Source organism: uncultured Porphyromonas sp., assembly GCF_938039215.1.
Classification (GTDB): Bacteria; Bacteroidota; Bacteroidia; order Bacteroidales; family Porphyromonadaceae; genus Porphyromonas.
The window spans coordinates 19,904-43,177 of record NZ_CALHVI010000056.1 but is presented as its reverse complement, the minus strand read 5'-3'; the positions used below and the strand labels follow the sequence as shown (position 1 = coordinate 43,177).

Sequence of the window (23,274 nt, the reverse complement as noted above, 5' to 3'; positions counted from 1 at the left end):
ATACAAGCATAACATCATATATCACGCTGGTAAAAGCAAACGTAATGAAACAGCCAACTCTAATCGTCCTTGCAGCAGGCATGGGCAGTCGCTACGGCGGCCTTAAGCAACTTGATGGTGTCGGCCCTTCTGGGGAGACGATCATGGACTATTCGATCTTTGATGCGATCCGTGCAGGATTTGGCAAGGTCGTCTTCGTCATCCGTCGTACCTTCGAGCAGGAGTTTCGTGAGAAGATCATCTCCAAGTACGAGCACAAGATCCCCGTGGAGATCGTCTTCCAGGATCTTGATAAGCTCCCCGAAGGTTTCTCTGTGCCTGAGGGTCGTGAGAAGCCATGGGGTACGAACCACGCAGTCATGATGGCTGCTGAAGTCGTCAAGGAGCCCTTCGCAGTGATCAATGCCGATGACTTCTATGGTCGTCATGGCTTCGCTGCTCTAGCTGACAAGCTCCGTAGCTTCTCTGACTCGCACGACAAGTACTGCATGGTCGGCTATCGTGTAGGGAATACCCTCAGCGAAAGCGGTAGTGTAGCACGAGGTGTCTGTGAGGTAGATGCTAACGGCTTCCTTACGGGTGTCGTAGAGCGTACCGCTATTGCTCGTGATGAGGAGGGTAATATCGCCTTCACCGATGAGCATGGTGAGAAGGTGATCCTCGATGAGAATACCCCCGTCTCCATGAATATGTGGGGCTTCACGCCTGACTACTTCGAGCACTCAGAGCGTCTCTTCCGTCACTTCCTAAGCTCCGTAGAGACGAATCCTAAGTTTGAGTACTACATCCCACTCGTGGTGAACCACCTCGTAGCAGAAGGAACTTCGACGGTAGAGGTACTGGATACGCCAGACTCTTGGTTCGGTGTGACCTACGCTGAGGATCGCCCTGATGTCGTCGCTAAGCTCGCTGCTCTAGCCCAAGACGGAGCTTATCCCAAGAAGCTCTTTAGCTAATCCAAGGACATCAGGAGGTTCTCCTCCTATAGCTAGCTCGTGGAGCTGAGGGCTTATCCTCGCTCTACGAGCTAGTATTCCTAGTGCTCTCTCTTATCTCCACAAGCATGGACTTTGCGCTCACCGAGCCCTTAGCGAATGTCAGCTATATCACAGAGCTAGTCATCTGGCTACTTACCTTGATCGTCTGGGTTTATACGCCTGGACTCATCGGGGTAGCTGTGGGAGCATGGCGACAGGGCAATCCCGACTCGGGAGCTGTCTACATCTCTCGCTTTGTCTCGTATGGGCTCTTTCGCTTCCTCTCCTATGTGCTAGGGAGTTTATCCATTGCGCTGACGGTGCTGAGGCTTGCTGCTCGTGATGGACTTCTCCTCCGGAGTGACTATGCGGGGCTTCTGGTGCAGCTGGCTGTGCTCTTTGCTGGAGTATATCTCTTCCTTTATTTTCGCTCGAAAGCCTTCAAGCTCTGGCGCTATGTCCTGCTTGATGATCTCACTGGAGGGCTACTGGCTCAAGACTATTTCTTCCAGGATTGGCTAAGAGCACTTCTGATGGCATTGGTCTCATTGCTGACCTTTGCACCGCTTTCCACCCTCGTTCTTTGGGGGATCGTCATCGGTACATTAGTACTCGTTCAGCTCCTTGGCATAGTACAGGTCGTACGTCGCATGTCGCATGGATCCGCTGGAGGCCTCTTTCTTTTTTTGTACCTTTGCGCCCACGAAGTTGTACCATTCCTCTATCTCGTAGGGGGAGGTATGTATCTGATGAGGAGTGATCTCCTTCCGAATTTGTATCAATGAGTATCAAGAAGATTCTAATCTCCCAACCTCAGCCCGAGTCAGGGAAGTCCCCTTACTATGATATTGCCGAACGCCATGGAGCTAAGGCTACTTTCCGTGCGTTTATCGAAGTCGAGTCGGTGACTCCTCGAGAGTTTCGCAATCAGAAAGTGAATATCCTAGACCACACGGCTATCGTCTTCACTTCGCGCAAAGCCATGGAGCATTTCTTCCAGCTCAGTGAAGAGCTCCGCGTCACTATGCCAGATGACATGAAGTACTTCTGCATCAACGAGCAGGTGGCTAATTACCTCCAGAAGTTCATCGTCTACCGCAAGCGCAAGGTATTCTATCCCGAGGCAGGCGGTCAAGCCGAACTGGTGGCGATCATGCAGAAGCACAACAAGGAAGTCTACTTCCTACCGATGGCCGAAGACCACAAGAACGATCTGATCGACCTCTTGGAGTCGAAGAAACTGCAGTTTGCTAAGGCGGTGATGTACCGCACGGTCAGCAAGAAGTTCACCGACCAAGAGAAGAAGGAAGAGTATGATATGATCATCTTCTTCAGTCCTGCTGGGGTGACTTCACTGCTCGCCAATCACGAAGACTATAAGCAGGGGAAGGTACTCATCGGTGGTTTCGGTCCAGCTACCTGTCAGGCCATCGAGCAGGCAGGTCTACGTCTTGATCTCTCAGCGCCATCTCCTGGGGCACCTTCTATGGCGATGGCTCTGGATCAATATCTCCAGAAGAACAATTAGCAGTACCTCTACTCGTGGAGGGATAATATCTGTGGAAGATCCTATCCGATCCCCTCGCTATACGTTATCCAAGGAAGAGCGTCTGCATCTCAAGCGAGATGTGGACGCCCTCTTTGCTTCTGGGCAGGCCTTCATTGCCTATCCGCTTCGGGTGGTCTATCATTTCGCCCCCGTAGCAGAGGGCGACGAGCCAAGTGCAGCGATCCTCGTCGTGGCGGCAAAGAAGTATTTCCGACGAGCTAATAAGCGCAATCGGGTCAAGAGGCTGATCAGGGAGAGCTACCGCAGGCGTAAGCACCCGCTTCTAGTCTTGGCCGAGGAGCATCGGGTGCATATTCATCTGGGCTTACTCTCTGTAGCGAAGGAGCTACCTAAGCAGACCGACGTCGATCGGGGCATGGAGAAGGCGCTGGCTCGCATCGCTGTGGAGCTCGAGAAAGAAGGAACTTCTCCCGAAGGCTTATGAAACGTCTCCTCGGACTTCTTCGCCAAGCGCTTGTTTGGCTTCTGCTCCTGCCGATCTATTTCTATAAGGGAGCGATCTCGCCTCTTACACCTCCGTCCTGTCGCTTCACGCCGTCGTGCTCAACGTACGCTCTGGAAGCGATCCGAAAACACGGCCCTGTGAAGGGGCTTTACCTTGCCATTCGCCGCATCCTCCGTTGTCATCCCTGGGGAGGAAGCGGTTATGACCCCGTGCCTTAATTGAGAAGGCTCTCGCCCCTTCCTCTGAGATGACTCCCGAAGCACTTCAGTTCCCCTACGTCGACGCTCATACGCATTGGCCTGATGAAGGTGATGTGACGAGCCTTCAGATCCAGAGCCTTCATCTTTCGGAGGCTGCCCCCGAGCGATTTGCTGGAAGGTCGTTTGTGAGCATCGGGCTTCATCCGTGGCAAGCTGAGGATCTGACGGAGGGAAGTCTCCTTCTTTTGGAGCAAAAGCTTCTTACCTCGCCTCGGGTAGTGGCTTTAGGCGAAGCGGGGCTTGACCGAATATGCGACACGCCCTATTCGAAGCAGCTGCACTTCTTCCGAGAAGAAGCACGGCTCGCTGATCGTCTTGATCTTCCCCTCATCATTCACTTGGTGCGTGCCCAAGAGGATATCCTTCGCCTGAAGAAGGAACTTCGTCCTCATTCATCTTGGCTCATCCATGGCTTTCGTGGGAAGCCTGAGCAGGCTGCTCAACTTCTTCGGTCGGGTTTCTATTTAAGTTTCGGTCGCTATTTCCATTCGGAGAGCCTAGCCTTGGCTTATGGCGAAGGGCGGGCTTTCTTAGAAACGGATGACGTTCCCGATCTTTTGATCAGCTCAGTTTATTCAGAGGCTGCTCATTCGCTCGGCCTTTCGGTGGAAGAACTTCGTGAGAAGCTCTACGACCAAGCCCTTACATTCTTCCCCAGACTCTTAAGCGGAGGCGGGAGCTACTAGCTCCTTCGACGCAATCTAATACCCCCTTCGACCGAAGATAATTGAAGGGGCTGGGAAAAGCAATATTACTTTCGTCCGAATGTTATATTACTTTCATTGGAGTGTTATATTACTTCCGATCGAATGTTATATTATTTCTGAAAGGAACTCAAGGAACTTCCCAAGAGAACTCAAGGAACTTCAAGAAGGAACTTCAAGAAGGAAGTTCAATCAATCCAAGAAAGAAATCCAATCAATTCCCAATCCAATCTCAATGTCTTCGCCCGTGAAGGATCTCTACTTCGCAGGGGAAGTCTCTTGATTTCGTTTGGGAAGTCCTTTGGCTTCGCTTCGGGGAGGCCTTTGTTTTGCAGAGGGATAACGATTCGTTTGGGAGCAAAAAGTCTGCATGAGAAGTACTAGATGAGTTATAAATTCTCCATGCCAAACTTGGCTATCTCGTCGATGATCGGCAGTACTTTCTCTCCTAATTCTGTTAGGGAGTACTCTACTCTTGGAGGAACTTCGGGATACTGTTCCTTTTTGACGAGCCCTTTATTACACAAGAATTTCAATTCGTCGGTAAGCATCTTCTCGCTGATGTTAGGAATAGCACGCTTGAGTTCTCCATAGCGGATCGTCCTTTGGTTGAGTTGAAAGATGATGAGCAGAGTCCATTTGCCGGCGAAGATTTGCATTGACTTGCGCACGGGACAGTCCTTATCTGAGATTTTCCTTTCCATGTGAGCATTTTTTTCTTGTTGATAATCAGCAATTCTAACAATTAAGTAAGTAGCATACCATGTCGTAAGTACTTGTTATTCGTGGTTCTAAGGTATAGATTTGCAGTGATTTCAACAACTAAAAACACTGATTTATGGAAAAGAAGACAGAGAAGGTGAGCCTATTCTATGCAGCATTGGCTCAAGGTGACTTTGAAACGGTGGGGACCTTGCTCTCCGATGACTTGATATGGCATCAGCCAGGGAAGGGAGCATTGTCTGGCATCTACAGCGGTAAGCAGAATGTCTTTGCCCATTTGAGTAAGATGGCTCAGCTGAGTAATGGGACATTCGCCATCGACCAAGTGGATTACGTAACGGAAAACGGAGATTTGGTCGTGGCAGCGGTTGCATTCGCCGTGTCGGCAAGCGGATATTCGATGGAGATGAAAGGGGTAGACCTTTTCCGCTTTGAGGATGGTTTGATCAAGGAAGTCTGGCTTTTCTCCGAGCGAATTGACGAAGAAGACCGTTTTTGGACGGCTCTAGCGCAAGGCTGATCAATAACCAACTCCACTGATAGCAGGCAGTAAGATGAATGCATCTTACTGCCTGTTTTCGTATTCGTTTGATCTTCGCTTAGGAAGCTCCTTGAATTCCCGTCAGAAGTAATATTACATTCTCCGAAAAGTAATGTTGCTTTTCTCTGGAAGTAATATAACATTTAGACGAAAGTAATATAACATTCGGATGGAAGTCAAGGAACTTCCCAATCCAATCTCAATCTTTTCCCTCTTCTACAGTCCTCCTTCTCTCAGCCTTCACCACAACGTATAGCCTGATTGGGACGAAACGTATACGTTTGGCGAGCAAAACGTATACGTCTCGAGGTGAAAACGTATACGTTTCGAGCGTGAAACGTATACATCTTGGACATGAAACGTATACGTTTTGACCCCGAGGGGTAGGGTAAGCTCGCTTGAGCCCACTAAGCGGGGAAGCAAGACGAGCCATCTTAGCTCGGGGAAGTACCCCATTCATGGGGCGGTCAGGTGACCCATGAATGGGTCGTCGTGGTCACCCATGAATGGGTCACTTCATCGACCCATGATAGGGGGCTTTCGTCTACCTATTGTGCGGGCCTCTTTCATCCGTAGGTAGATGCTCCCGAAGCATGGACTTGGTGTCAGGTCGCTTGATAGCAAGAGGATATTCCTATTCTTTAAGTTGTCAAGCCAAGGTGCTCTACCAGCGGGAGTAGCTACTAGAGACTCTGTGGCATCTTTCAGAGTGCAAGCTCCCTCCCGAAGTATCGCAATCAAGCCCTCTGACGTGTGCGGATAGCCGTGCGTCAGGGGGCTCTTTCTTTGCCCCTTCATCGTGGCAGATTTTTCCTAAGTTTGTGGTAGATAACTGAGTTCAGGGATCCCTTTGGCAGCGGAGGCTTCTCCTAACGCATCGCCTGCCTCCATGAAGAATGAAGGAGCTCCCTCCTCACACACCAGAAGACAATACACCTCGCAACAAATGGCCTACATTGCTCCCCCATGAAAGCCTTGCCCATACAAACGTTCATCCCGTATCACCCCATCCCATCAGGAGCTATGAGACTCGTAAAAACCTTCCTACTCTGCCTATCGATGTCAGCTACGACGCTGTCTGCCCAGATGTACATATTCCCGACCTCCTACGGGCCATCGGATAAGTGCCAAGTGGTCGATACCGCCAAGTATGAGATCACCTATCAGATCGCAGCTAGGCTCAACCCCAATCCCAAGTATAGCCACGTCGCCTACAAGGATACGCAGACGCTACTCATCGGCAAGCATATCTCAGCGACCTATAGCCGTGATATCCTGAAGGCTCGAGAGAAGGTGGATGCAGAGACCAAGAAAGGGGCTGAGACTGTCGATAGCTTTAGTGATATTACCTTCCCTGAGGATGTCTTCAAGGGCTACCCTGAACAGGGGGTACTGACTACCTCCTACCGCCTCTTCCTTGGCTCGGGCTATGGGCAGTATACAGAAGCATTACCTGACTTCAAATGGCAGATCCAGTCTGAGACCAAGAAGATACTCAGCTACACGTGTCAGAAAGCCCTAGGGGAGCACCGAGGGCGGAAGTATATCGCCTGGTTCACTTCGGATATTCCCCTCTCTGATGGGCCATGGAAGTTCGGTGGCCTGCCAGGGCTTATCCTTGAGGTGCAAGATACGGAGGCCTGCTTTGTCTTCACCTGCATAGGTGTTGAGAATAGGCAGGCTACACCGATCCGATTCTGGACCTACCCGCACACCAAGTCCACCCGTGAGAAGCTACGGTCCGTCATCCAGCGCATGCACAAGCAACCGATCCTCTTCTGTGAGCAGGCACTTGGTAGCAAGATACACATTGGAGATAGCAATAAGAATCGGAGCTTCTCCTTCCCTTGGCTGTGGCTAGAGGTAGAGTAGCCCTTCGCAGAGACCTTGCATATCTTTCGTGCACCCCTTACTACTAGCGCTATCATGAAGCGACTTTTCCTATCCCTCATTGCCCTTCTGCTCTCCCTGCCCGCCGTCTATGGGCAGAGCACCATCACGGGGCACGTGCGCACGCTGCAGGGGAAGGCTGTCGAGTATGCTCGTGTGCTGGCCTTAGCCCCCGGTGGCAGCACGATCTTGGGCTACACCTTCACCGATGCCACGGGGAGCTACCGCCTGAGCATCCATAGCACCTTACCCCAGCTTATCCTCAGCGCTGCAAGCATGGAGATCGAGCGGACAGACAGGCTCATCCCCAACGTCAGCCAGACATACAACTTCACCGTCCGAGAAGCTCGTATCTTCCTGAAGGAGGTACAGGTGAAGGCCCGTAAGATCTGGGGACGGAAGGATACGATCAATTACTCCGTCGGCGCCTTCATCGGTGAGGGCGACGTAGTGATCGCCGATGTACTGAGGAAGCTCCCGAACATAGAAGTCTCGCTCGACGGGCTCATCAAGTATCAGGGGAAGGCGATCAATAAGTTCTACATCGAAGGGATGGATGCCCTGCAGGGACGCTACGGCATCGCTACGAATAACATCTCGGCTCGAGATGTGGCCACCGTGCAGGTGCTGGAGAATCACCAACCTATCAAAGCCCTGGAGAAGACCCAGCCTAGCTCCGACGCTGCCATCAACCTCAAGCTGAAGGAAGAGGTCAAAGGCACCTTCGGCATGACGGCACAGCTTGGCTTGGGCTACGATGGTAAGCTGAGGCGAAGCGAGGAACTAGTAGGCCTCTACGTCGCCAAGCGTCGACAGCATATCCTCACCGCAAAGAGTAACGACAGCGGGCAGGACGTACGGGCCGAATTACGCTCCTTCACTAGTGCCTCACCTTTGCCCACCATGACGATGACCGCCCTCGAAGCACCGAAGACACCCGATATCCTTCGTCCCCGCTACTACCATAATGATACCCATGCCTTCACCGCCAACAATCTCTACAAGCTGACGAACGAGGGCGAGCTGAATGCTAACCTCATCTATCTGCATGACCGAGAGCAGGTACATGGCTCTTCGCAGACGACCTACTTCCTCCCCGAGGGAACGAAGATCATCCGTGAAGACCTTCGCAATCGTAGTACCACCAACCAACTTGAGGGAGAGCTCCGCTACCACCTGAATAAGAACCAGCTCTACTTCAATAACCTCTTGGAGCTGAAAGCCTCTTGGATCGAAGAGCAAGGCCATGCTACCACCAGCGAGGAGCTTGATCAAGCGATGCGCCAGCGCTACCTGTCGGCGACGAACACGGCACATTGGGTACGCTCGGGCCAGCAGGGGAGAGGCTTTGACCTCCTATGGAGAAATGCAGTGGCTACCTCCCCACATCGGCTCAGTATCCAGCCTGGGCTCTATGCTCCACGGATCAATGAAGGGGTGCCTTACTCCCAGCTTACACAGGACGTACGGCACAGCTCCTTCCTCAGCCATGCCGATCTCTCCCTGCTCTCAGCGTGGCTTCTCGGTAGGATCAGAGTAAGCCCCACGTTCTTCCTTCGAGCCCAGCATCAGAGGCTTGATTCCGAGCTCGGAGCGACAAGCCTGGCGGGAACTTATCGTCCATTACCATCGGAGGAGATGCACAACGGAATTAGCTTCACTCGGCTCGGTGCAGGGATCGGCCATGTACTTAGCTACAAGTCCGAGGGCTTGAGCCTCTACGCCGTGCTCCCCCTCTTCTACTACCACACGATAGTAGAGGACAAGCTCCGACCCAGCCAGCGACTATCCGAGGGGAAGCTATACTTCGAGCCCCACGGCTGGGTAAGCTACCAGCTCACCCCCGACTTCTCGGTGAAGGTCGAGGGATCGGTAGCTCGCTCCCTGCCGGATCTTGGTTCGCTCTACGCTGGCTACATCATGCGGAGCTATCGCAGCCTTACTCGTAGCGAGATGCGCCAGTTTAGCTCCCTGACGGCGAGCACTACGCTGAGCCTCGCCTACAAGGATATCTTCTCGATGCTCTTCCTTGGAGCAGGGCTTAGCTACAGCCACTATCGTAGCGATGCGATTAGTTCGGTGAAGATCGAGAGCCCCCTCAGCATCGTGGAGCGTCTCCCTCTACCGCATACGGGGCAGAGCTATTCTGCTAGTGCCCGCTTCAGCAAGGGCTATGACTGGCTTTCGCTCCTCATCTCGGGAGAAGCTTCCCTAGGAGAGGGCGAAGGCAAGAGCTACCTAGAGGGCAGGCTCCTCGGCTACACCAACCAATGGATCACCGCCCAAGGGAAGTGCGCCCTCAAGCCTGCCCCTTGGCTTTCACTCGAGTACAATGTCTCGTGGGGTGCGTATCGAAGTAGGCGGGAAGGGACTAGTTGGCTTACTCCGATACAGAGGCTGAGTCATAAGGTCACCTCCCACGTGACACTCCTGAAGGATCTGGCGCTCAAGCTCATCGCCGAGCACTATTATAATGATGCGGTCACCGAAGGACGACACTTCACGCTCGCCGACCTTGGTCTAGCCTATACCTGGAGGAAGGTGCGCCTATCGCTTGACTGGACGAACATCCTCGGGGTTCGTCGCTATAGCTCGGCTACCATCACTGACCTCGTCGCCTCGCACAGCCACTACGACATTCGTCCCTCCGCTATCATGCTCCGAGCACGCCTCAAGCTCTTCTAAGACGCATAGCCCCTGAGTAAGGGCGTGCGCCTCCCAGCGTATCAAGCGAAACAAGCTCCTAGATGCTCCCCTTGTCCTCTGATCAAGATCTCCCTATGAAGTCCGTCCTATTCTCCTTCCTCTTACTCAGCATCGCTCTTACAGCCAGTGCTCAGAGTCCCGTCGGCACTATCTTCCCCTTTGACATCAGGGAGTACACCATCCTAGATACGGCAAGCTATCGCATTGACTACAGGACGACCTGTATCCTTGATCCCAAGCACAGAGTACAGGTGACTCATGACATGTACCTCCTTATTGGTCGGAGGATGTCAAAGTTCGGACACGCTTCCGTCCTTGATGCCAAGGAAGAGATCGCAGAGATACATGATCGAGGAGTAGGACGTGGCATAGATGCTCGAGGCTTAGCAGGAATAGAAGTCTACAAGTACCACAGCGGTGCCAAGCGCTATAGTGAACTTACGGTTAGGCTCTTCATCTACTCCTCCCTCTATACCTTCGTCTACCCTGATGAGCTCCACCCTCAGTCTTGGACGCTTGCTAATGAATACAAGGAAATCCTTGGCTATCCTTGCCAGAAGGCGACGACCAGCTTCCGAGGGCGCGACTATATAGCTTGGGTCGCTACAGATATTCCCGTATCGGATGGTCCGTGGCTCTTGGGTGGTGTGCCTGGGCTCATACTGGAGGCTTATGACACGAAGCAGGAGTACCACTTCGAAGCTACGGGTATCTCACGCCCCGAACAGGTACTGCCCATCGTCAAGTACAAGGAGCACTACAAGAGCACCGAGCGAAGCAAGGTCCGTGAGCTCTGCAAGCGTATGCACGCTAATATCGTACAAGCACTGAGGGCTTCGTTCCCTCGAGCTGGACTGGAGTTCAGACAGACCACCTATTACTACAATCCCATCGAACTAGAGTGATCTTCCTCCACCTCTGTCAAAGGAGGTGGCTCAACGCCCCTCATAAAGTAAGCCTGCCTCAGCGACCAAGTGGTCACTGAGGCAGGCTTGCTTGGAGATGAAGAACGGGCGAAGACTAGTCGGCGATGATGCGGAGCTCCGAACCAGAAGCGTAGTCTTGACCGTCATGAGCACTCAGTGCCGTGAAGCGGAGATAGCGAGCTCGGGAGGACTTGGGGAGTGTCACACGCTGAAGTTTCTTCTCCTTGGCGAACGTACCACGATAAATCTCCGTCCAACGCTTGCCATCTCGGCTGACCGAAAGAGCGAAGTCCTTGATGTCTCCAACTGTACTCTCGTCTTGGCGTGGGAGGTACGTGATCCCATGAATATCCTTCTCCTGATAGAGATCAAAGTCAAGCCAGTGCGGATGCTTGGGTACCGTCACCGTCCAGACCGTATGCCACATCGTGTCGGGGCTTTCGTCGATGAATTGCTCCGAGCCGTAGCCGTACTCTTCGCTACTGCAGAAGATGATCCGTGCCTCAGCATACTGCATCTTCTCCAGACGAACCGAGGAGATACGCCCAGGATAACGCTCGTCCCATGCCTTCACTTCCCCGCCTTGGGCAAAGGGAATAGGCTGGGTGTAGCGCTGAGCCTTGCCCCGACCAATGGAATAGAAGAGGCGAGCTCCAGGAGTGCTCGAGATGGAGAGTTCGCCATTCGTGCTACGGGAGATCGTAGGAGCGATGGCACCTGATAGTTCTATCTTAGCGAGCTGGCTGGGATCTTCGCCCGAACGTAAGGGACGAAGCACCAAGCTAAAGGTTTGAGGCGAGGCAAGCGTCTGGGACTCTGCCAAGGGTCCACCTTGACCACAGCTCGCTCCACCAAGACCCGTCGTCGAACGGGAGAGTACAAGGTGCGTATCACCCGCTGCTGGAAGCTCATGCGGATGCGCTGCCAGCATCAGATCTAGCGCTGAATATGGGAGCGCCGAGCTGGTCATCACGCTGTCAGTAGAGAAGAGTAGCCCACGACCTGCCTTGTTCGTGAGGCTGACCCAACGGACATCCTCGCGGTTAGCCATCGTCTGAGGCTTGGGGAAATCAACGAATTGGTCGGTCACTCGGCTTTCGTGACGCTCGATGTATTGGCTGGCCTTGCGGTCGCCGTAGTTATTGATCGGGCCACGTCCATAATATGTGTAGCGATCGTAGCTCTTGGGCAGGACGAACTCATAGCCAAGGCGAGGAAGCGTAAGGGTAGGCTTATTCGTCGATAGACTGGATCGGAGCTCGATACTTCCATCAGGATGCACCGTCCAGACCGTCTGCGCTAGGATATAGAAGTCACTTTCGCCAAAGGGATGCTCTACATCCTCTTCGATCTCATAGCACCCCGAAGCTCGGTGCATCGAGAGGCTCGCCCCCTGTGGTGCCTGGGAGCGGATGGTGAAGAAGAGTTCGACAGAGCCATCAGAGAGTTTTCGGGTCTGATGGGCAAGGACTCGGTGGCGGAGGTTATGTAAGCCGTTGGTGACCCAAGCTGAACGGATCCAGATATCATTATCCGCAGGGGCACGGAAGGCCGAGATCTTCGGGCCCTGTCCCGAGTGAATGAGCGTGTCTTGTGCGTAGACCAGCTGACCGATCGTCCCTTGCTCAAGGTCGAAGTTCACAGAGAAATCCTTCCCCTTTACTTCCCAAGCCTTCGGAGAGAGGGCTCTGGACTGAAGGCGAACCGAAGGACTTGCCTCACGAGATGCCTTCTGAAGGAGAGGCTGTAGACTGATCTGCTCATCGGCTACGACATAGCCAGCCTCAGCCCAAGGCTTAGCGGAGCGGAGACGACACTCGAGCTTGAGGAAGTACTCGCTCTTAGGATCGAGAGAAGAGGTAGAGATGGGGAGCGAAAGCACCTCTGCCGTGCGGGGAGCTACAGCGGGGAGCGAATGGATACTATCGCCGATCATCGTTCCGTCTTGCCAAAGGGACCAGTGAAGTTCGTAGTCGTCGAGCGAAGAGAAATAGTTCTTATTGAAGAGACGCACCTTACCTTGGGCAAGGTCTACAGGCTCAAAGCTGACGCTCTGATAGACCTTCTTCACCTCACAATATTGAGGTTTAGGCTGAAGATCAGCGAACATCACGCCGTTCATCACGAACATCCCGTCGTTAGGTAGGTCACCGAAGTTCCCGCCATAAGCTAAGTAGCGTCGGCCATCGGAGGTGTGATTGTAGAGCGCTTGGTCTACCCAGTCCCAGATAGCACCGCCGCAGATGAAGTTTGTACGGTCAATTGCCTTCCAATAATCAGCAAGTCCGCCACAAGCATTCCCCATCGAGTGAGCGTATTCGGAGATATGGAAGGGATACTTAATATCATAGTCGCCCTCGGCTGCACCTTCTACCCAAGCGATCGAAGGGTATTGGTTGGAGCCCATATCTACGATGTCGTTGTTGCGCTCATATTGTACGGGACGGGAAGTATCGATGCGCTTGGTCGCTTCGTAGCTTTTGGTGAAGTTGATACCAGGACCAGCCTCGTTGCCCAGCGACCAGATGACGATGCTTGGATGGTTGATGTGGGCGTGAACCATCTCCAGCATGCGGGAGACGTGCTGCGCTTCGAACTCAGGAACATGGGAGAGCGAAGCCTTGCCGTAGTAATATTCGTGCGACTCTACATTGGCCTCGTCCTCGAGGTAGATACCATACTTGTCGCAGAGATAGTACCAATAGGGATCGGCAGGGTAATGTGAGTTGCGCACATGATTGATATTGGCTCGCTTCATGAGGAAGACCTCTTGCTCCATCTGCTGATGGCTCAGGACGTGACCTGAAGAAGGGTTGGTCTCATGACGATTGACCCCACGGAGCTTGACGGACTTGCCATTGACATAGAAGTAGCGACCGGCACGACCGAACTCATCTTCTCCCGCTGGCGTATCCTTGATCTCGACCTTGCGGAAGCCTGTGTAGGTCGAAGCTCGATCAAGAAGGCGCTTACCGGACTTGTCGAAGAGCTCGGCGACTAAGACATATCGGTGAGGAAGTTCGGCTGACCAAAGCTGGGGCATCGAGATCTTCAGTTCGGTGGTAGCGGTGGCAGGAGCCGAAGTGCGGGCTTCTGCGCTCGCCACTGCTACAGGATCGACCTCATCCAAATAGAGAGCGACGCGGTAGAGCTTATAGCGAAGGCGGAGATCTTTCTGAATAGCCTTCATCCACTTACTGTCGAGGTCGGCGGAGATACGGAGTGTCCCCTCACGAAGATCAGGAGAAAGGTCGGGGATGAGGCGAAGATCCTTCACGTGGATACGGGGCTTAGCCGTCAGATAGACCGAACGGAAGATCCCAGGAAGTCGGAACATGTCCTGCGCTTCTAGGAACGACCCATCGCTATTGCGGTAGACTTCGACGGCCACGACATTCTCTCCCTCGGGGCGGAGATAGCGGGAGATGTCGAAGGACGCCAGCGAACGGGAGTTCTTAGAGAAACCGACGTAGTGGCCATTGATCCAGAGGTAGAAGAAGGAATCTACACCATCGAAGTTGAGATACACACCATGTCCCTGCCAGTCCTTGGGGATGGTGAAGCTTCTGCGGTAAGATCCGACTTCATTACGGTCACGATAGGTCGTCCACTCCTTAGGCGGGGTGCGCATGACACCTCCACGCCAGTCATCGACTTTCACTTGATGCCAGAAGATGACTTGCTGATTGACATAGATCGGAGTGCCATACTTCTGCTGGCCATCCTTCTGAAGGCCGTAGACGTTCCAATTCATCGGCACGGATACCTTGTCCCACCGGCTGACATCGTAGCTTGGCTGGAAGAAGTCTCGAGGACGCTCCTCGGGGGTTCGCACCCAGTGGAAGGCCCACGTTCCATTAAGGTCTTGGTAAAGAGAACTATTCTGGGGAAGGACCTTGGTGATCTGATCCTGCTCCTTCGAGCCGAAGGAGAAGAAGAACGCATGCGGTTGCTCCTTGTTGAGGGCATGATTCTGGGGGCTTTGCCATTCATCGCCCTTCGGATTCGCCTCGTCTTGATACTGGTAGCCCGGCAAGATTCGCTGGGCACTCAAGCTTGCCGAGAGCGAAAGAGCAAGTACCGAGAGTAGCGAACGTACGGTCATGATTTTCGTCATCTTATTGTGCTAAGGGGTTGCTGAAGGATGGTGGCCTCTGAAGACCGGCGGTAAAATTACCCTTTTACAAGCACATTCCTTCTAAGGTGAATGAATTCGCCCCGCCTCCTGCAAAGGGAGACGGGGCGAATAGCATGGGTTCAGCTGCCGAGGCTTAGATACCTACGTGACCGCCATTCTCAGGAGGCGTACCGCCTTCGTTTGTTTTGGGCTTCGTTTTGGGCTTTGTAGCCTTGCGTTTCGCTACGGTCTGCTCGTAGCTGACATCGATGTCTCTACATCTATCAGACCAATCACATCAGGCCCAGCGCCGAAGAGCGAGAGTAGTTCGCTGGCTATGTAGGGACGCTCTCCTTCAAGCTCCAGCAGATAGAGACCTATGCACAGGAGCTATTCGTATCGGCCAACTATCTGACGAAGGTCTGCCGTAAGATCAGTGGGAAGACCGCTATGAAGTGGGTGCGTGAGTACACCGAAGCTGACATCCGATACTACCGGCTCAATACTGACCGAAGTATCACCGAGATCTGTGATGATCTCGGATTCCCTAGTCTTTCCTTCTTCGGGAAGTACTGTCGTCGTGCCTTCGGCATGTCTCCGACAGAGTTCAGGAAGAGGATGGGTGCACCTCGTCCATAAGCTCTAGGCAGGGTTTCCTTGGGGAAATAGAAGGAGAGTGGGGGAGAAGAATAGTGCTGGCAGGAGAATAGGTGAGTCGAGCCTCCACGGAGGCTAGTCCCTTCGGGGAGATTCCCTTGAGGTATTAGGTGCTTTTTTGTACCTTTGCCTCCGGACTTTCAGCCCTGTTAGCGCCCGCCTTGAAGGAGCGCTACTCAGGCCAAATAGAATAGCTAAGGATAATAAGACGCAAGATCATGGATGATTCCCTCCCGCCGAATGAGCGCTGTGTAAGCGCTCCTCGTTAGCAGTCGTCTTGCCTTACACCGATCCTTACTCTGGTGTCTACGTGGTGAGTCGATACACAGCCCTCTAGCATATTGGACCTAGAGACCAGTCTCACCCACTTAGACACAAGCATAAATTAGATGAAGAGCTATCTTACCTTCGAGCCAGGATTGCCCGAACTCGAAGAGTTTGCCCCCAATTGCTGGGTGCATGTCGAGTGCCCCGACGAAGATGACTTCCTTTTCCTTACGAAGGAGCTGGGGATCCCACGCGAATTTCTCTCCGACATCGCCGATATTGACGAACGCCCTCGTGCTGAGCGTGAGGACGATTGGCTACTGACGATCCTTCGTATCCCTATGGACGGAGGAGGTCCAGGTATGCCCTATCAGACCGTACCTATAGGGATCATCACGAGCCAAATGGCTACGGTCTCGGTATGCTACCGGCGCACGCAGCTCCTGCCCGACTTCATCAATCATATCCGACGCAAGAACATCGGGATCTCCAATCAGATGGAGTTCATCACTCGGATGATCTACTCCTCGGCGGTGTGGTTCCTGAAGTACCTGAAGTTGATGTACCTCGAGATCAATCGTGCAGAGAAGGAACTAGAGCTAAGCATTCGTAATGAAGATCTGCTGCGTATCATGCGCCTTCAGCGATCACTGGTCTACTTCAGCACGTCTATCCGAGGCAATGAAGCGATGCTTGGTCGCCTTCGTACCACTTCACGAGCTTCGAGTATTGACCCCGACCTCTTCGAAGACGTAAGCATTGAGCTGAGGCAGGCGTACAATACCATCAATATCTACACCGACATCGTGACGAGTATGATGGATGCTTCGGCAAACATCATTTCCAACAACGTCAATACCATCATGAAGCGAATGACGAGCATCTCCATCGTGCTGACGATACCGACGATGATCTCAAGCTTCTTCGGGATGAACGTCAATGTCTATCTGGGAGAATGGTATTGGGCATTCCTCGTCATCTTCTGCATCTCTGCTGCCATATCGGGACTAGCTTTCTACCTCTTCCGAAAGATCAAGTGGTTCTAGCCTAGTGAGCCTTATAAACGACGATCCCCCCTGATGAAACTGTTCATCAGGGGGGATTGTCGTTTGTAGAGGGGAGTGCTTAGAGCGTGCTTACTCCTTGCCAGTGTCAAGCTCTGAGAGTCGGTAGGCTTCGTGAATGGCAGGATTGCGTCTCAAGATGGCGCAGATCGCATCGACCTGCTGAGTGTCGAGCACCTTCACCGAGATCGTACCTTGGAAGACTCCGTCGAAGGCCTTGATGTTGATTGAGGTGATATTCACCTTGAAGTCCTCAAGGAGGACTTGCGAGATCGCATTGATCAGCCCCTTAGAGTCAATGCCTCGGATGACCAAGGTCGTCTCATAGATCGGAGCGTGATAAGGACCCCAGAGGACTGATAGGAGGCGGTCACCTTGAGCAGTCTTGTAGCGGGTAGCTTCTTGGCAAGAGCGTTTGTGCACGATCACTAGCCCTTCGTCTGCGATGACCCCAAGCGCATCATCGCCTGGAATGGGATGACAGCAAGTCGCGATCTTGTAGTTGAGCTTGCCGTCCTGCTCAATGAGTTCGTAGGGGTGTGACTTGTCGAAGTCCTTGGGGGAAGTTGGTGCTGTCTGCGGAGCATCATGCTCCTTCTCCTTGCCTCCGAAGAGGGAAGAGAAGGCACGAGTCATACGACTCTTTCGGCTGGTAGCCTTGCCCTTGACGACCTGCTCAAAGTCTTCGGGGAAGTCGAACGTCCCTTCTCCTATATTACGAAGGAAGGTGTCGGGCTTGTCGTACTGATAGTAGTGCGCCAGACGATTGAGGAGGGGGCCGTTGAGTGTCTCTCCCAAGCCCTTCAATTGGGTGGTGAGTAGGGCTTCCCCATGGGCAATAGACTCGCGCTGTCGGCGACGTAGGGCGGTCTCGATCTTCACCTTAGCGTAAGCCGTGGCGACCAGTTCAAGCCAACTAGGCTCGGGCTGTACCGTCTTACTCGTTAGGATCTCTACCTGATCCCCATTGGAGAGGCGGTAGGAGATCGGGAGCACCTTGTGATTGACCTTCGCTCCGATACAAGTGTCTCCTAGGTCGGTATGGACAGCATAGGCGAAGTCAAGGACCGAGGCATCTACCGGTAGCGTGATCGGTCTTCCCTTGGGGGTGAAGGCCGTGATGTCGTGGGCATAGAGACTGAGGTGAACGGTATTGAGGAACTCCATGCCCTTGGAGTCGGGATGGTTCAGTACCTCACGGATGGTATCTAGCCAGACTTCGAGCTCGTGGTCTTCTTCGACGACATCGTTCTTGTAGCGCCAGTGGGCTGCGAGCCCCTGCTCTGCGATCTCGTCCATACGACGGCTACGTATCTGCACTTCTATAAACTGCGCATCTGGACCAAGCACGGTCAAGTGAAGAGCTTGATAGCCGTTGCCCTTAGGGGTGGAGAGCCAGTCACGGAGACGATCGGGGCGGTTGCGGTAGATCTCGGTGATAGCGGTATAGATATCCCAGCAGCGGTTCTTCTCGGGATAGCCATCACTGCTGTCGAAGATGATACGTACGGCGAAGAGGTCATAGACTTCCTCAAAGGGAATGCCCTTGATCTGCATCTTGCGCCAGATGGAGAAGCAACCCTTGACTCGGGTCTTCATCTCATACTTGAGCCCCATCTCATCGAAGCGTGCCTTCAGGGGGGCAGCGAAGCGATGGAAGAGGTCTTCACGCCCTGCCTCGCTCTCCTTGACCTTGCGCAGGATCTCGTCATACGCATCGGGATGTTCGTAGCGGAAGCTTAGATCCTCTAGTTCCGTCTTGATAGAGAAGAGCCCGAGACGATCCGCTAGTGGAGCATAGAAGAAGGAGGTCTCCCCAGCGATCTTGAGCTGTTTGTCCGCCTTCATGGAGCCGAGGGTGCGCATGTTGTGCAGACGGTCGGCGATCTTGATGAGGATCACTCGAGCGTCGTCCCCGATGGTGAGCAGAAGCTTGCGGATGTTCTGAGCCTGGAGGCTATCGATGTTCTGTGGTACCTGCTCCGAAGAGATCTTGGTAAGCCCCTCGACGATCTGAGCGATCTTGTCACCGAAGGCCCGACGGATGTCCTCTACCGTGTACTCTGTATCCTCCACGACATCATGCAGGAGGGCACTACAGATGGAGGTAGAGCCAAGGCCCATCTCCTTGCAGGCGATGCGGGCTACAGCGATCGGATGAAGGATGTAGGGCTCTCCACTGCGGCGACGTACGAGGCCATGAGCTCGTCGGGCCATCTGGAAGGCTTGTTCGATGATCTCGGTCTTCTGCCTATGTGGCGAGGCTATATAGTCAGCGACTAGAGCCTGATACTCTCGGTTGATGAGAGCTTCCTCCTCGGGAGTGAAGTTGAGACTGATCTGTGCCATGAGTGTGAGATACGAAGGGGTTAGAGCTGCATGATCAGATAGAGGGTGTAGGCTACGAAGCCTAGGGCAAGGATAGCGCCTTCCGTGCGCTTGACGATACGATCCCCGAAGAGCACGGCGAAGATATAGAGTAGAAGCCCCGAGACGATCATGACGATGAAGTCAAGAGGGGTCACTCCTCCCACACGGATAGGGGTCACTGTGGAGCTGATGCCGAGGATGAGGAAGATGTTGAAGATGTTTGACCCGACGATGTTCCCGATGGCTATCTCGGGCTGCTTCTTCAGAGCAGCGACGACGGAGGTGGCGAGCTCGGGGAGCGAGGTGCCTGCCGCTACGATGGTCAGCCCGATGAAGCTCTCGCTCATCCCAAGGGTTCTGGCGATGGACGAAGCCGAGGAGACGAAGAGATCTCCCCCGTAGACAAGAGCGGCAAGTCCTCCGATGATGAAGAGGATGAGGAGCCAGAGGGGATAGGCCTTCACTGGGGCATGATCAGCGTGAGGGTCATTGGGGGAGCCCTTAGCTATGGCGAAGGTATAGGTGAGGAAGATGAGGAAGAAGCTCAGCAAGACGATCCCTTCACCACGGGTAAGTACATTCTCAGTCGCTCCTATCCCCGAGAAGATCGTATCGTAGGCCAGCACAAAAAGCACAAGGCTCGCCAGTATCATGAGCGGAAGCTCTCTGCGGATGGTGCTTTGTGTTACTCGGATGGGAGCAACAAGGGCGGTCACCCCTCCGATGGCTAGGACGTTGAAGATGTTGGAGCCTAAGACATTCCCCATGGCGATGTCGGCATTACCCTTGAGGGCAGACATGAGGCTGACGATAAGCTCAGGGGAAGAGGTGCCGAAGGCTACGATAGTCAGTCCGACGACGAGTGGGGAGACTCCCATACGACGAGCTAGGGTGGAAGCGCCCTCGGTGAGGTAGTTAGCTCCTACGATGATCAATACGATCCCGAGGAGAAAGAGTAGAATATCTACGATCATATACTAGGGGTTAGTTGAGGAGAGACTATAGAGCTAGTGGGAGCAACCTGTACAGCCTGAGCATCCAGAGCCAGGGTGGTTGTCTCCCTTCTTAGAGCGGAGCATCTGCCACAGAGATCTCCCGATGAAGAAGACCACGATGATGAGGATCAGTGCGACAGCTATGTCTTGTATCATACTTGGAGGAATTAGCTCAGCAGGTGAGCAGTCTGATATACTAGGAAGCAAATGAGCCAAGCCATACCGCAGGAGTAGAGAGCAGAGAAGAAGCCCCATCTCCAGTCGCCTGATTCCCTGCCGATAGCGATGAGGGTGGCGATGCAAGGGAAGTACAGCAGGACGAAGAGCATGAAGCTATAGGCGATGAGCGGAGTGAAGGAGGGGCTTCCGTCGGAGCGCTTCTCCTGCTTCATGCGGGTCGAGAGCTGGGCGATCGCTTCATCCCCGTCGTCGCTATCGCCAGTGTAGATGACCCCCATGGTACTTACGACGACTTCCTTGGCCATGAGACCCGAGACGATACTTACCCCCATCTTCCAGTCGAAGCCCAGAGGACGTATGATCGGTTCGCTGAGGCGACCGATACGACCGATGATGGACTGCTCTTGGTGGAAGGTAGCGAAGCTATGTTCGAGTGAGTCGATCTGAGCTTGGCGGACGGCTTCGGGGAGAGAGGACTGCTGCAGAGCCTCTACCTGTGCATCCTTCACTGCACGTTCCTTGTCTTGGCGAGGGTAGTAGCTCATGAACCACACGATGATCGACGCTGCTAGGATCACGGTACCCATCTTCTGAAGGTACTGCTTGGAGCGCATCCACACATGGATGACTACCGAGCGTACTGTCGGTCTGCGATAGGGGGGGAGCTCCATGACGAAGGGAATGTCTTCGCCACTGAAGACCGCACTCCTAAGCAGTCGGGCTGATACTACTGCGATGAAGATACCTATGAGGTAGAGGGAGAAGAGGACTAGGGTCGCCTGCCAAGGGATGGGGAAGAAGGCTCCAGCGAGGAGCAAGTAGACAGGGAGGCGAGCCGAGCAGCTCATGAAGGGCAGGACGAGCATCGTGATGAGTCGGCTCTTGCGACTCTCGATCATGCGGGTGCTCATCACTGCGGGCACGTTACATCCGAAGCCCATGATCAGGGGGATGAAGGACTTCCCATGGAGCCCCATGCGGTGCATGAGCTTGTCCATGATGAAGGCTGCTCGAGCCATGTAGCCACTATCCTCTAGGAGGGAGATGAAGAGGTAGAGGATGACGATCTGTGGTAGGAAGACGATCACGCCCCCTACGCCTGCCACGACTCCATCGACGAGGAGATCCCTGAGGGGACCTTCGCTCATGCTTGCCCCGAGCCATGCCCCGAGCTTCCCCACCAGACTATCTATGAGGTCCATCGGGTACTGCCCGAGGGTGAAGGTGAAGAAGAACATCAGCCCCATGAGCAGGAGGAAGAGCGGGAAGCCCCAGAGACGACTCGTGACGACATCGTCTATACGGTCGGTGAGGGTACGCTTGCCTGAGTGCTTGGGGTAGTAAGTCTCCTTGAGTGCTCCCGAGATGAAGCCATAGCGAGCATCGGTGATCAGAGACTCTGCCTCTTCGTCCGTATGCTCACGGAGCTTACGCAGGGCGAAGTCTCGAGCCGAGATGAGGAAGCCTCCTCGGGTATGGCGAGCGATGAGCTGCTCTTCGATCTCCTTGTCTCGCTCGAGGAGCTTGACGGCTATGGAGCGGGCGGAGTAGGGATCGGTGATCTCGGTGTGCTCCTGGATCTTCTCCGTCAGCTCCTCGATCAGAGGCTCTAGGTTCGGCCCATAGGGGATGCATAGTGGGCGGAGCTTCCCCGTCTCTCTGCTGAAGAGGCTTTCATCTCCTTCCTTGAGCCCCTTAGCGATGCTTAGGATTTCGTCGAAGAGTGCCTCCAGCCCTAGTCCCGTACGACAGATCGTGGGGATCATAGGGACACCGATCAGGCGAGAGAGGCGAGGGTAGTCGAAGTACTCCTCTCGCTGCATGAACTCATCGAACATGTTCAGAGCGGCTACCACCGGAAGCCCCAACTCCTTGAGCTGGAGTGTGAGGTAGAGGTTTCGCTCGATGTTGCAGGTGTCGATGACGTTGAGCACGAGGTCGGGACGCTCGCTTCCCGTCAGATAGTTGCGTATGTAGATCTCCTCGGGGCTGTAGGGCGAGAGGGAATAGGATCCTGGTAGGTCTATGAGCTCGATACGGTAGCCTCCGTAGTGGATGTAGCCCGTCTTAGCCTCGATCGTCACCCCGCTATAATTGCCTACGTGCTCGTGGGCTCCACTAGCTTGATTGAAGAGGGAAGTCTTCCCGCAGTTGGGGTTCCCAAGGAGTGCAATGCGTAGGGTAGGGAGCTTCTTAGAGCGAAGGCTAGGGTACTCCCTGTGATGTAGGCTGTGGAGCACAGGCTCAGGTAGTGGCTCTTCGGGAGCTTCTAGGGGCTCTCGCTCGAGCTCGAAGGGCTCGAGAAGGCGCACCTCAATGCGCTCGGCATCCTTGTGTCGGAGCGAGACATTGTAGTCGAGGATCTTGTAGTAGATCGGATCCTTGAGTGGAGCGTTGTGTACGGCAGTGATCTCCTTGCCTTGGACGAAGCCCATCTCGAGGATGCGCTTTCGGAAGGCTCCTGATCCGCCGACCCGCACGATGACGGCTTTCTTTCCCGTCTGTAGCTGAGCTAAGTTCATACCTACAAAGTTATGTAAAATGCACTAGTTCCCTAGAGCTACTGATCTCTTGCTTCGCGTAAGGGATGGAAGGGGAGACTTTGCCTGGGAAGAGAGCCCGCCTTGGGGGCTATACCCTAGTAAGCGTAGAAGTGTCTTAGAGGTTCGTTCTTTCCCCTCAGTCCGCCCTCTTCGGGGAGGCTTTCATTGGGGGAAGAAGAAAGGATTTGCCGATAAGCAGTGCTTCTCCTCTTTTCGTCTCCTTTGGAGGCAGCAAGCGTACGTGGTGGGCATTTGCAGTAGCGCCTCAAGCGAGGTACTACTGCTACCTCCATTGAGGCACTAGTAGTACTACTAGTTGGGTGCAGAAGGCGGAGCTTC

Annotated in this window: 18 protein-coding genes; 12 read left to right on the top strand and 6 right to left on the bottom strand. The window is 53.8% G+C overall.

The features are described 5' to 3' along the window. Positions 1–44: 44 nt before the first annotated feature. The 6 genes from Q0336_RS07740 (at position 45) to Q0336_RS07715 (ending at position 3,938) form a co-directional block, all read left to right on the top strand. A complete protein-coding gene (locus Q0336_RS07740; RefSeq protein ID WP_298527412.1) occupies positions 45–956 on the top strand; it encodes a sugar phosphate nucleotidyltransferase in 912 nt (303 codons plus the stop codon). Positions 957–1,063: 107 nt separating this feature from the next. Beyond that, complete coding sequence (locus Q0336_RS07735; protein ID WP_298527409.1) at positions 1,064–1,762, top strand: DUF4271 domain-containing protein; 699 nt, start codon at positions 1,064–1,066, stop codon at positions 1,760–1,762. Then, positions 1,759–2,505: a uroporphyrinogen-III synthase gene (locus Q0336_RS07730; RefSeq protein ID WP_298527407.1), complete on the top strand. Its 747-nt coding sequence runs from the start codon at positions 1,759–1,761 to the stop codon at positions 2,503–2,505. The genes Q0336_RS07735 and Q0336_RS07730 overlap by 4 nt, the downstream gene beginning before the upstream one ends. Before the next feature lie 31 nt (positions 2,506–2,536). Further along, positions 2,537–2,971 (top strand): ribonuclease P protein component, encoded by a 435-nt coding sequence (locus Q0336_RS07725; RefSeq protein WP_298527405.1) that lies wholly within the window; start codon positions 2,537–2,539, stop codon positions 2,969–2,971. After that, on the top strand, positions 2,968–3,210 hold the full coding sequence (gene yidD / locus Q0336_RS07720; protein ID WP_298527402.1) for a membrane protein insertion efficiency factor YidD: 243 nt from the start codon (positions 2,968–2,970) through the stop codon (positions 3,208–3,210). Before Q0336_RS07725 ends, yidD begins: the two co-directional genes overlap by 4 nt. A gap of 29 nt (positions 3,211–3,239) precedes the next feature. Further along, a complete protein-coding gene (locus tag Q0336_RS07715; RefSeq protein ID WP_298527400.1) occupies positions 3,240–3,938 on the top strand; it encodes a TatD family hydrolase in 699 nt (232 codons plus the stop codon). A 407-nt stretch (positions 3,939–4,345) separates the two neighbouring features. On the opposite strand, the gene Q0336_RS07710 is transcribed toward Q0336_RS07715, so the two are convergent. Further along, complete coding sequence (locus tag Q0336_RS07710; RefSeq protein WP_298527398.1) at positions 4,346–4,660, bottom strand: helix-turn-helix domain-containing protein; 315 nt, start codon at positions 4,658–4,660, stop codon at positions 4,346–4,348. Between the two features lie 134 nt (positions 4,661–4,794). Between Q0336_RS07710 and Q0336_RS07705 the strand changes: the two genes are divergently transcribed. The 4 genes from Q0336_RS07705 to Q0336_RS07690 all read left to right on the top strand — a co-directional run bounded on the left by Q0336_RS07705 (position 4,795) and on the right by Q0336_RS07690 (position 10,721). After that, positions 4,795–5,199 (top strand): nuclear transport factor 2 family protein, encoded by a 405-nt coding sequence (locus tag Q0336_RS07705; RefSeq protein WP_298527395.1) that lies wholly within the window; start codon positions 4,795–4,797, stop codon positions 5,197–5,199. 1,044 nt (positions 5,200–6,243) lie between these two features. Then, on the top strand, positions 6,244–7,092 hold the full coding sequence (locus Q0336_RS07700; protein WP_298527392.1) for a GLPGLI family protein: 849 nt from the start codon (positions 6,244–6,246) through the stop codon (positions 7,090–7,092). A 54-nt stretch (positions 7,093–7,146) separates the two neighbouring features. After that, complete coding sequence (locus tag Q0336_RS07695) at positions 7,147–9,795, top strand: carboxypeptidase-like regulatory domain-containing protein (protein ID WP_298527389.1); 2,649 nt, start codon at positions 7,147–7,149, stop codon at positions 9,793–9,795. Positions 9,796–9,890: 95 nt separating this feature from the next. Next, positions 9,891–10,721 (top strand): GLPGLI family protein, encoded by an 831-nt coding sequence (locus tag Q0336_RS07690; RefSeq protein WP_298527386.1) that lies wholly within the window; start codon positions 9,891–9,893, stop codon positions 10,719–10,721. A gap of 115 nt (positions 10,722–10,836) precedes the next feature. On the opposite strand, the gene Q0336_RS07685 is transcribed toward Q0336_RS07690, so the two are convergent. Next, the gene (locus Q0336_RS07685) at positions 10,837–14,859 is read right to left on the bottom strand and encodes a glycoside hydrolase family 2 TIM barrel-domain containing protein (protein WP_298527384.1); all 4,023 of its coding nucleotides are present in this window, start codon (positions 14,857–14,859) and stop codon (positions 10,837–10,839) included. Positions 14,860–15,228: 369 nt separating this feature from the next. Here Q0336_RS07685 and Q0336_RS07680 point away from each other — a divergent pair, with 369 nt between their 5' ends. Further along, complete coding sequence (locus tag Q0336_RS07680) at positions 15,229–15,498, top strand: helix-turn-helix domain-containing protein (protein WP_298527756.1); 270 nt, start codon at positions 15,229–15,231, stop codon at positions 15,496–15,498. A gap of 407 nt (positions 15,499–15,905) precedes the next feature. Continuing rightward, positions 15,906–16,829, top strand: coding sequence for a magnesium transporter CorA family protein (locus tag Q0336_RS07675; protein ID WP_298527380.1), 924 nt, complete (start codon positions 15,906–15,908; stop codon positions 16,827–16,829). A 90-nt stretch (positions 16,830–16,919) separates the two neighbouring features. Here Q0336_RS07675 and Q0336_RS07670 read toward each other — a convergent pair whose 3' ends face one another. The 4 genes from Q0336_RS07670 to feoB are packed head-to-tail and all read right to left on the bottom strand — an operon-like array spanning position 16,920 to position 22,914. Beyond that, entirely contained in the window at positions 16,920–19,196 is a 2,277-nt protein-coding gene (locus Q0336_RS07670; RefSeq protein WP_298527376.1) for a RelA/SpoT family protein, read from the bottom strand. Between the two features lie 20 nt (positions 19,197–19,216). After that, positions 19,217–20,191 (bottom strand): calcium/sodium antiporter, encoded by a 975-nt coding sequence (locus tag Q0336_RS07665; RefSeq protein ID WP_298527373.1) that lies wholly within the window; start codon positions 20,189–20,191, stop codon positions 19,217–19,219. A 33-nt stretch (positions 20,192–20,224) separates the two neighbouring features. Continuing rightward, entirely contained in the window at positions 20,225–20,368 is a 144-nt protein-coding gene (locus Q0336_RS07660) for a FeoB-associated Cys-rich membrane protein (protein WP_298527370.1), read from the bottom strand. Positions 20,369–20,379: 11 nt separating this feature from the next. Next, the gene (feoB, locus tag Q0336_RS07655; protein ID WP_298527367.1) at positions 20,380–22,914 is read right to left on the bottom strand and encodes a ferrous iron transport protein B; all 2,535 of its coding nucleotides are present in this window, start codon (positions 22,912–22,914) and stop codon (positions 20,380–20,382) included. Between the last annotated feature and the right edge of the window lie 360 nt (positions 22,915–23,274).

Excerpts from the sequence above, each read along its gene's own strand:
- Q0336_RS07670 (WP_298527376.1), bottom strand. The coding sequence starts at position 19,196 with ATGGCACAGATCAGTCTCAACTTCACTCCCGAGGAGGAAGCTCTCATC.
- Q0336_RS07715 (WP_298527400.1), top strand. The coding sequence starts at position 3,240 with ATGACTCCCGAAGCACTTCAGTTCCCCTACGTCGACGCTCATACGCAT.
- feoB (WP_298527367.1), bottom strand. The coding sequence starts at position 22,914 with ATGAACTTAGCTCAGCTACAGACGGGAAAGAAAGCCGTCATCGTGCGG.
- Q0336_RS07700 (WP_298527392.1), top strand. The coding sequence starts at position 6,244 with ATGAGACTCGTAAAAACCTTCCTACTCTGCCTATCGATGTCAGCTACG.
- Q0336_RS07730 (WP_298527407.1), top strand. The coding sequence starts at position 1,759 with ATGAGTATCAAGAAGATTCTAATCTCCCAACCTCAGCCCGAGTCAGGG.
- Q0336_RS07695 (WP_298527389.1), top strand. The coding sequence starts at position 7,147 with ATGAAGCGACTTTTCCTATCCCTCATTGCCCTTCTGCTCTCCCTGCCC.
- Q0336_RS07740 (WP_298527412.1), top strand. The coding sequence starts at position 45 with ATGAAACAGCCAACTCTAATCGTCCTTGCAGCAGGCATGGGCAGTCGC.
- Q0336_RS07710 (WP_298527398.1), bottom strand. The coding sequence starts at position 4,660 with ATGGAAAGGAAAATCTCAGATAAGGACTGTCCCGTGCGCAAGTCAATG.
- Q0336_RS07675 (WP_298527380.1), top strand. The coding sequence starts at position 15,906 with ATGAAGAGCTATCTTACCTTCGAGCCAGGATTGCCCGAACTCGAAGAG.
- Q0336_RS07665 (WP_298527373.1), bottom strand. The coding sequence starts at position 20,191 with ATGATCGTAGATATTCTACTCTTTCTCCTCGGGATCGTATTGATCATC.
- yidD (WP_298527402.1), top strand. The coding sequence starts at position 2,968 with ATGAAACGTCTCCTCGGACTTCTTCGCCAAGCGCTTGTTTGGCTTCTG.
- Q0336_RS07705 (WP_298527395.1), top strand. The coding sequence starts at position 4,795 with ATGGAAAAGAAGACAGAGAAGGTGAGCCTATTCTATGCAGCATTGGCT.
- Q0336_RS07660 (WP_298527370.1), bottom strand. The coding sequence starts at position 20,368 with ATGATACAAGACATAGCTGTCGCACTGATCCTCATCATCGTGGTCTTC.
- Q0336_RS07685 (WP_298527384.1), bottom strand. The coding sequence starts at position 14,859 with ATGACGAAAATCATGACCGTACGTTCGCTACTCTCGGTACTTGCTCTT.
- Q0336_RS07735 (WP_298527409.1), top strand. The coding sequence starts at position 1,064 with ATGGACTTTGCGCTCACCGAGCCCTTAGCGAATGTCAGCTATATCACA.
- Q0336_RS07690 (WP_298527386.1), top strand. The coding sequence starts at position 9,891 with ATGAAGTCCGTCCTATTCTCCTTCCTCTTACTCAGCATCGCTCTTACA.